Origin of the sequence: Myceligenerans indicum, assembly GCF_016742955.1 — a bacterium.
GTDB classification, from domain to species: Bacteria; Actinomycetota; Actinomycetes; order Actinomycetales; family Cellulomonadaceae; genus Myceligenerans; species Myceligenerans indicum.
The window spans coordinates 57,079-63,478 of record NZ_JABBYC010000022.1 but is presented as its reverse complement, the minus strand read 5'-3'; the positions used below and the strand labels follow the sequence as shown (position 1 = coordinate 63,478).

Below are 6,400 nucleotides of genomic sequence, written 5' to 3'. Positions count from 1 at the left end.
GTCGCGATCAGCCTGATCCACCTCGCCGGGCTCCCCATCACCGACACCACGACGGCCTGCTACCGCCGCCCGGAAAAGCTATACACCCTGGTCAGATAACGGAACCGAAACGAACTGACCGGCCCTGCTGAAGACCGTCATGGTGAGCGTTCGGGGAAAAGGCGCCCGTTTGAGGCGTCAGGTGGGGATCGGGGAGGCGAACGAGAGTGAATCGCTGCTGAAGTGTCGTAATGAGGATAGTTGATATCAAAACCAAGGCTTTGAGTGGGGGGTCTGTACGCTCAACGGCTCTGTCGCACTTTCGGTGGTGTGACCTGCGGTGTCTCAGGTTAGGAGGATGCGGTGGCGTAGGAGTGGGGAGCCGGCGCGGCCGTACATCTGCCGCTTGATGAGCTTGGTCTTGGTGTTCACCCCCTCGGTGCGGCCGTTGTGGTGCGGGAGGGTGAGAGCGGCGAGGGCCGCGTCGTGGTCCTGCTGGAGGCCTCGGGCGAAGGAGTGCAGGTGCGGCAGATCAGCAACGCGGGCTCGTTCGATCCGGGTTAGCGGCAAGATTGTGTGTCTGCTGAGGCGGTCTCGACGCTGGTCGGAGGCGGGTTTCCGGGGTCTGTTATGCCCTGGTGGGCATGGCTGAGCAGGGTGGTGGACATGGCCGACGGTGTGAGGTATGCGGCGGCTCGCTCAAGCGCAACGGCCGTACGAGCAGCGGGAAGATACGGTGGCGGTGCACGTCGTGTGGCTCTTCCAGCGGCAGGAGCAGGCCGGATGTGACCCGCCGGGCGCAGGCCGAGACGTTCGTGGCGTGGCTGACCGGCCCAGCTTCCCAGCGGGAGGTGGGCGGCGGGAGTGGGCGCACGTTCCGTGACCGGCACGCCTGGTGCTGGCGGATCGAGCCGGCCATCGCGGTCACCGGTGAGGTGTTTGACGAGGTTCAGCTCGACGGGATCTATCTCGCCGGCGGCTGGTGCGCCCTGATCGCGATCACCCGAGGCACCGTTGTCGGGCTGCAGTGGTGTGACACGGAGAAGAAGGCCGCCTGGATGGCGTTGCTGGAATGTCTGCCCGCGCCGCGAGCCGTGATCGTCGACGGCGGCAGCGGCCTTGCCAGCGCGCTGGCGGCTACCTGGCCGGACACGGCGGTGCAGCGGTGCCTGGTCCACGTCCAGCGGAACGCGCGCGGCTACCTGACCCGCCATCCGCGCACCGACGCGGGGCGTACTCTGCGGGCCCTGTCGCTGCAGCTGACCAAGTGCGACAGAGCCGTTAGCTGGACAGACCCGTGGATCGACTGGGACTCTCGGACGGGAACGGACGTCGTGCCCATTGGGGCCCGGCCTCGTGAGGACTTTCCTTACTGGCTCAAGGCGCCTCCGGCCCGCGGCCGCCGGCGCCCGCGCTGCGGGGCCGCGCCCTGCGCGCACTCCTCCGCGCACCCGCCCGGCCAGACATGACGAAGGCGGCCCCGAGAGCCATGCTCGGGACGGCCGTCACTCGCTGTCGGTATCGCGCTTCCGCCTGGCACCCTGCTCACGGATGCGGCGAACCTCACCAAAGCTGGCGACCAGCGTCGCCGCGAAGAGTACCGGGCCGCCCACCAGTGCCAATACCAAGTCTTTCCAGGTCCAGAGTTCCATGACCGGATGCTATTGCCAGCACAGCCTCCGGCGGGCACCTTCGGGAATCAAGAGGATCGAGGGAACCGCGGCGTCCCTGCCCCTCCGTCATCCGGGACCCTGACACCGAACCCGCCGGCAGGGCAACCCGTCCCGCCACGTCGACCACGAGCCTGACCAGGGACCCCGAAGCAGGACCATGGCAGGGGGCGCAGGTTCCAATCCTGTCAGCTCGACTCATGGGCCGCGGAAACTCCACGTTTCCGCGGCCTTGGAGTCTGAGGACGACGTTCGCAAGCTCGGCCCACGTCGGTATGAGGCCGGGACTCATGTGAGGGTGCGCAGTGGTGCCTACCCTCGGGCGCGCGGTACCGGGGCGTCCGAGTCTGGGGCCAAGCGCGTGCTCAAGCTGAGGATCGTGGAGAGGCTGGAGGACAGCCAGGAGCCGAACACGGACCTGGACGGGAATCATTTGCGATCCTCCTGCGTTCGCCCTACCCCGCCAGATGTCCCCAGCGCCCCCGCAGCTCACTCCAGGTCCCGGCGTCCACGTGTCTGCCGTCGTCGAGAACGATGACCTGGTCGGCCGCGGCGAGGGTTGCGTGTCGTGATGACGTTCCGATGATTGTTGTGCCGGTCTGGCGGAGGGTGTTCCGGACGGCGGCTTCCGTGGTCGCGTCCAGGGCGGAGGACACGTCGTCGATGAGCAGCAGGTCCGCGTTGACGGCAAGTGCGCGGGCGAGGGCCATGCGCTGGGTCTGCCCGCCTGACAGGCGCAGTCCGCGGTGCCCTACCAGGGTCTCGGGGCCGCCTGCCTGCTGGACGTCCGTGCTCAGCTGTGCCGACGCGAGTGCGGGTGCGACGTCTCGGTCGTGGTCGAGGTGCACGTTCTCCGTGATGGTCCCGGACACGAGGCGGGGCACCTGTGCCACATGCGCGATCCGGACTCCGGCCAGGCCGGTCGTCGACGTGAGCTGCTCGTTGTTCCAGGTGATCGTCCCTTCCAGGTGGACCAGGCCTGCGAGGCCTGCCAGCAGCGACGACTTGCCTGATGCGACCGGTCCGATGATCATCACGGTCTGCCCGCGCTGGATCTGGAGGGACACGTCGCGGACGCCGGTGGTGCCGTCGTCGTGGACTGCTGTCGCGTGATCGAGGCGCAGCTGTCTCAGCGGGCCAGGATCGTGAACGGTCTGGCTCGCAGTGGGCTGGTGGGTGCCGCCGACCAGATCGGTGTCGGGGTGCACGGTGGCGACGTTGTCGGTACCTGCCATGCCTGTGGCGACGGTGAGCCAGCGTCGGGCGATCGGGATGCGGGTGATGAGGTTTCCCGCTGTCGCGCCGGCCCAGCCGTAGGCGCCGATCGCCGTGTACACGACCAGTGTCGTTCGCAGGTCCCAGACGTCGGCGACGTGGAGCCACCACACCGCGATCGTGGCTGACTTCGAGATCAGCCACGGTGCCTGCCACACCAGGTAGGACGTTCGGTCCTCGCGCTGCTTCGCGTCCACGCGGACGGCGTCGGCAGCTTGCAGGTGTGCCAGGGCGGGGCGGGTGCGTCCCGACAGTTTGATCGTGCGGACTGCTTCCAGGACCGAGCCGAGTGCTCGTCCGAACTCGGCGCGGGCGTCTCCGGCAAGGCGTGCGGTGTCGCCCACGATCCGGGAGCCGGCGGCCGCGGCGGCAGCGGACACGGCGACGACGGCCAGGGCGAGAGCGATGGCCAGGGGACTGCCGGTGATGCCGCCCAGAAACGCAAGAGTCGTGAGGGACAGGAGAAACTCGCGGTTCATCCGCGAGAACACCAGGAGCCGGTGCTCCTCGAGCGTGCGGGCGGTGACCTCGCCGGGTGAGGGACGCTTCACGGGGTCGGGTCCGGTCTGGCCGCGCAGGATCGCCAGCCGCACGCGCAACCTGCCTTCGGCCCAGTGTTGCGTCCCGGGGCGGGTCCACCGGTAGCCCGCCACGGCGGACAGTACTGCTGCGCCGAGTACACCGGCCACGGGCCACCACGGGTCGTTGCCGGCCACGAGCGCGGCCACGAGTGCCGCCCAGACCCAGCCTGCTGCGGCGCTGTCCGCGCCGAGCACGTCGTCGACCCACAGGGCGCCCTCGGCCCGCACCCACCAGCGGGGACGAGCCAGGGCAGCTCGGGTTGCGGTCCTTGCCAGTCGGACGCGCACTCCATCCGGTTGCTCGTCGTGCCGGGGTGTCTCGTCCCGGTGGCGCCGCAGCCGTCCAGGTCCCCGCGGCTCGTCCGAGGTAGCTGGTCCGGGTTCGTCGGCTGTTCCGGCTGCGGTGAGAAGCCGAGCGAGTCGTCCGTCGTCGAGGTTGCTGAGCTCCTCCCAGGGGCCGTGTTCGGCGATCCTTCCGTGGTCCATGACCGCGACGGTCTCGGCGAAACGGGCGGTGTCCAGCCGGTGCGCGACGATGATCCCGGTCCGGCCTGCCAGCAGTCGTCGTGCGGCGCGGGTGACGGTGCGGGAGGTGGCCGGGTCCATCCGCGCGGTGGCTTCGTCCAGCACGACCATCCGCACGTCACGCACCAGTAGCCGGGCGAAAGCGACCAGCTGCTGTTCCCCGGCGGACAGGGTGACGCCGTGCGGCCCCAGGAGCGTGTCCAGACCATCGGGCAGGGACCGAGCCCACTCGGTCAGGTCCAGAGCGCCTAGGGCGGCGTCGACCCTGTCGTCGGGGACCTTACCGAACAGGGTGATGTTCTGCCGCAGGGTCCCGGCCAGGATCTCGGTCCGTTGCCCGACCACGCCGACGACGCCCCGCAGATCCTCGACGTCCAGGCCGGTCACGTCTGCGCCGTCGAGGCGGACTGTTCCTGGTGGGGGCTCGATCGCCCGGGACAGGGTCTTGGCCAGCGTCGTCTTGCCCGACCCGGTCCGGCCGACCAGCGCGAGGGTCTGCCCGGCCGGGATCGTCAGATCGATCGGCCCGAGAGTGAAGCCGGCACCCGTCTCGGACTCGTAGGTGAAGGTCAGGTTCTGGAACTCGACCAGGACGTCGGCGTCTGTGTCCTGGTCGAGGTGCTGTCCGGAGGCGGGTTCGCGTGGTGCTTCCAGCATCTGGCGGACGCGTGCCAGGGTGCCGAGGCCTTCCTGGACCTCGGGCAGGAGCGTCGTCAGGGTGCGGAACCTGCGCACGAACATCCCCACCAGCAGGAACAGTGTCACGAACTGCGCCACCGCGAACCCGGAGCCCTGCTGGACGGTCCACACTCCGCCGATGACGACGGCGGTCGTCAGCCCGGCCATCACCAGCGACAGCCGCAGTGAGAAGCCGGCCGACAGCATCGACGCGGTCACCTGTGCGCGGATCGCGGCGGCGCCCGCTCGCGCGAACCGGCGCAGCACGAACGGCTGTCCGCCGCTGGTGCGCATGTCGTCGCGGGCAGCCACGGACTCCTCGAGTTGCCCGGACGAATCGGCCCACGCCTTCTCTGCCTCCGTCGTCGCGGCCGTGATCCGCCCACCGGTCCCGCGCACCAGCAACAGGCCGAGCGCTCCGACGGCAGGGAACACGATCCATGCCGGCCGCCAGGTGACCCCGGCGGTCACCCACGCCACGACCGCGCCGACCAGAGCGGCGAACGCGACCTCACCCAGCCGCCGGAACGCGTCGAACAGCGCCCGCGGGTCGTCGTCCGTGCGCTCCAGCAATGTCCCGACGGGCTGTTCCTCCAGATCGGGAAGAGTGCGGTGCAAGGTCGCGTCCAGGAGTTGTTCGCGCAGGCGGGACTCGCCGCGCGCGGCGGCCGCGCGCCACATCCCGGTCGCGACCACGTTGCCCGCGATCGTCGCGACCGTCAGCGTCGCGAACAGCAGCAGTCCGGCCGGCGATGGCTCCGCGACGAGCCGGCCGGTCACCACGGCCAGCCACGCGTCGGCCCCGGCCAGGGCAACCGCCAGGGGTATCACCCGCACGAGCGTCCCGGTCAGATATCGCTGCCACCGTCCCGACCCGGGGCCCGGTGCGGGCCGGGTCCCTGGTGCGGGACGCCAGGTGCGACGTGACCGACGGACGCGGAACGAGTGGCGGGAAACGGGCACAGATCAACCTCCACGATCGCGGCAGGAAGCGGTCGACAGTCGGGCAGTCACGCCTGCGCGACACAACCTCGACAACGCTAGTACGTCAGTTCGAACACGGCGATGTGCTGTCGTGATGTGCGTCAGGCGCCTTGATGCGAGGACTCGTCGCAGAGATCGGGCGAGCGGGCCCGCTCATGCATGATCGAACAGGCTGCTCCGGCCCGGTGCAGCAGCCGGGGGCTTCCGGTAGCCCGCGGCGGTGCCGTGCTCGCGCAGGTCGTCGAGCGTCATCTCGCCGCCGGCGGCGGCGCTGGTGGCCAGGTCGACGAAGCGCCGGGCGGTCACGAGCGCGTTGTATCCGGCCCGGTGCGGGCGCAGCCCGGCTGGCAGGTCGGCATCGAGTCGCCGGTGCTCGACCAGTGCGCCCAGCCGGTAGGAGGGCATGTCCCACGCGTGGCGTGCGAGTTTGAGCGTGTCGAACGCCTCCGGCGGCGCCCAGCCGGGCAGTGATCGCGTCAGCACGTCCAGGTCGATGTGGACGTTGTGCCCGGCCGGCACGCCGCCGGCAAGGGCTGCGCGCATGTCGTCGGCGATCTGGTCGATGGCAGGTGCATGAGCGATGTCGCCGTCGCTGATGCCGTGCACGGTGCGCCCTGCCACCGGATCGGTGCCGGCGGCTTCACGAGCCAGGAACGTGCCTTGCCGATCTGCCCGCGCCGGATCGGTACGACGGCGAGTTCGACCAGA

4 protein-coding genes and 2 pseudogenes are annotated in these 6,400 nt (G+C 69.9%); 2 read left to right on the top strand and 4 right to left on the bottom strand.

Annotation, left to right across the window (positions count from 1 at the left end):
- Positions 1–324: 324 nt before the first annotated feature.
- Positions 325–534 (bottom strand): annotated as a pseudogene (locus HGK34_RS12945) (transposase); the annotation flags it as partial.
- Positions 535–623: 89 nt separating this feature from the next.
- Between HGK34_RS12945 and HGK34_RS23840 the strand changes: the two are divergent.
- Positions 624–731 (top strand): annotated as a pseudogene (locus HGK34_RS23840) (transposase-like zinc-binding domain-containing protein); the annotation flags it as partial.
- 33 nt (positions 732–764) lie between these two features.
- Positions 765–1,448: a transposase gene (locus HGK34_RS23250; RefSeq protein ID WP_201847938.1), complete on the top strand. Its 684-nt coding sequence runs from the start codon at positions 765–767 to the stop codon at positions 1,446–1,448.
- Between the two features lie 36 nt (positions 1,449–1,484).
- Here the strand turns inward: HGK34_RS23250 and HGK34_RS12935 are convergent, their stop codons facing one another.
- The 3 genes from HGK34_RS12935 to HGK34_RS12925 form a co-directional block, all read right to left on the bottom strand.
- Positions 1,485–1,631, bottom strand: a complete 147-nt coding sequence (locus HGK34_RS12935; RefSeq protein ID WP_201847936.1) for a hypothetical protein — start codon at positions 1,629–1,631, stop codon at positions 1,485–1,487.
- A gap of 473 nt (positions 1,632–2,104) precedes the next feature.
- Positions 2,105–5,545: an ATP-binding cassette domain-containing protein gene (locus tag HGK34_RS12930; RefSeq protein WP_201847934.1), complete on the bottom strand. Its 3,441-nt coding sequence runs from the start codon at positions 5,543–5,545 to the stop codon at positions 2,105–2,107.
- A gap of 300 nt (positions 5,546–5,845) precedes the next feature.
- Positions 5,846–6,313: a 3'-5' exonuclease gene (locus HGK34_RS12925; protein WP_201847932.1), complete on the bottom strand. Its 468-nt coding sequence runs from the start codon at positions 6,311–6,313 to the stop codon at positions 5,846–5,848.
- Between the last annotated feature and the right edge of the window lie 87 nt (positions 6,314–6,400).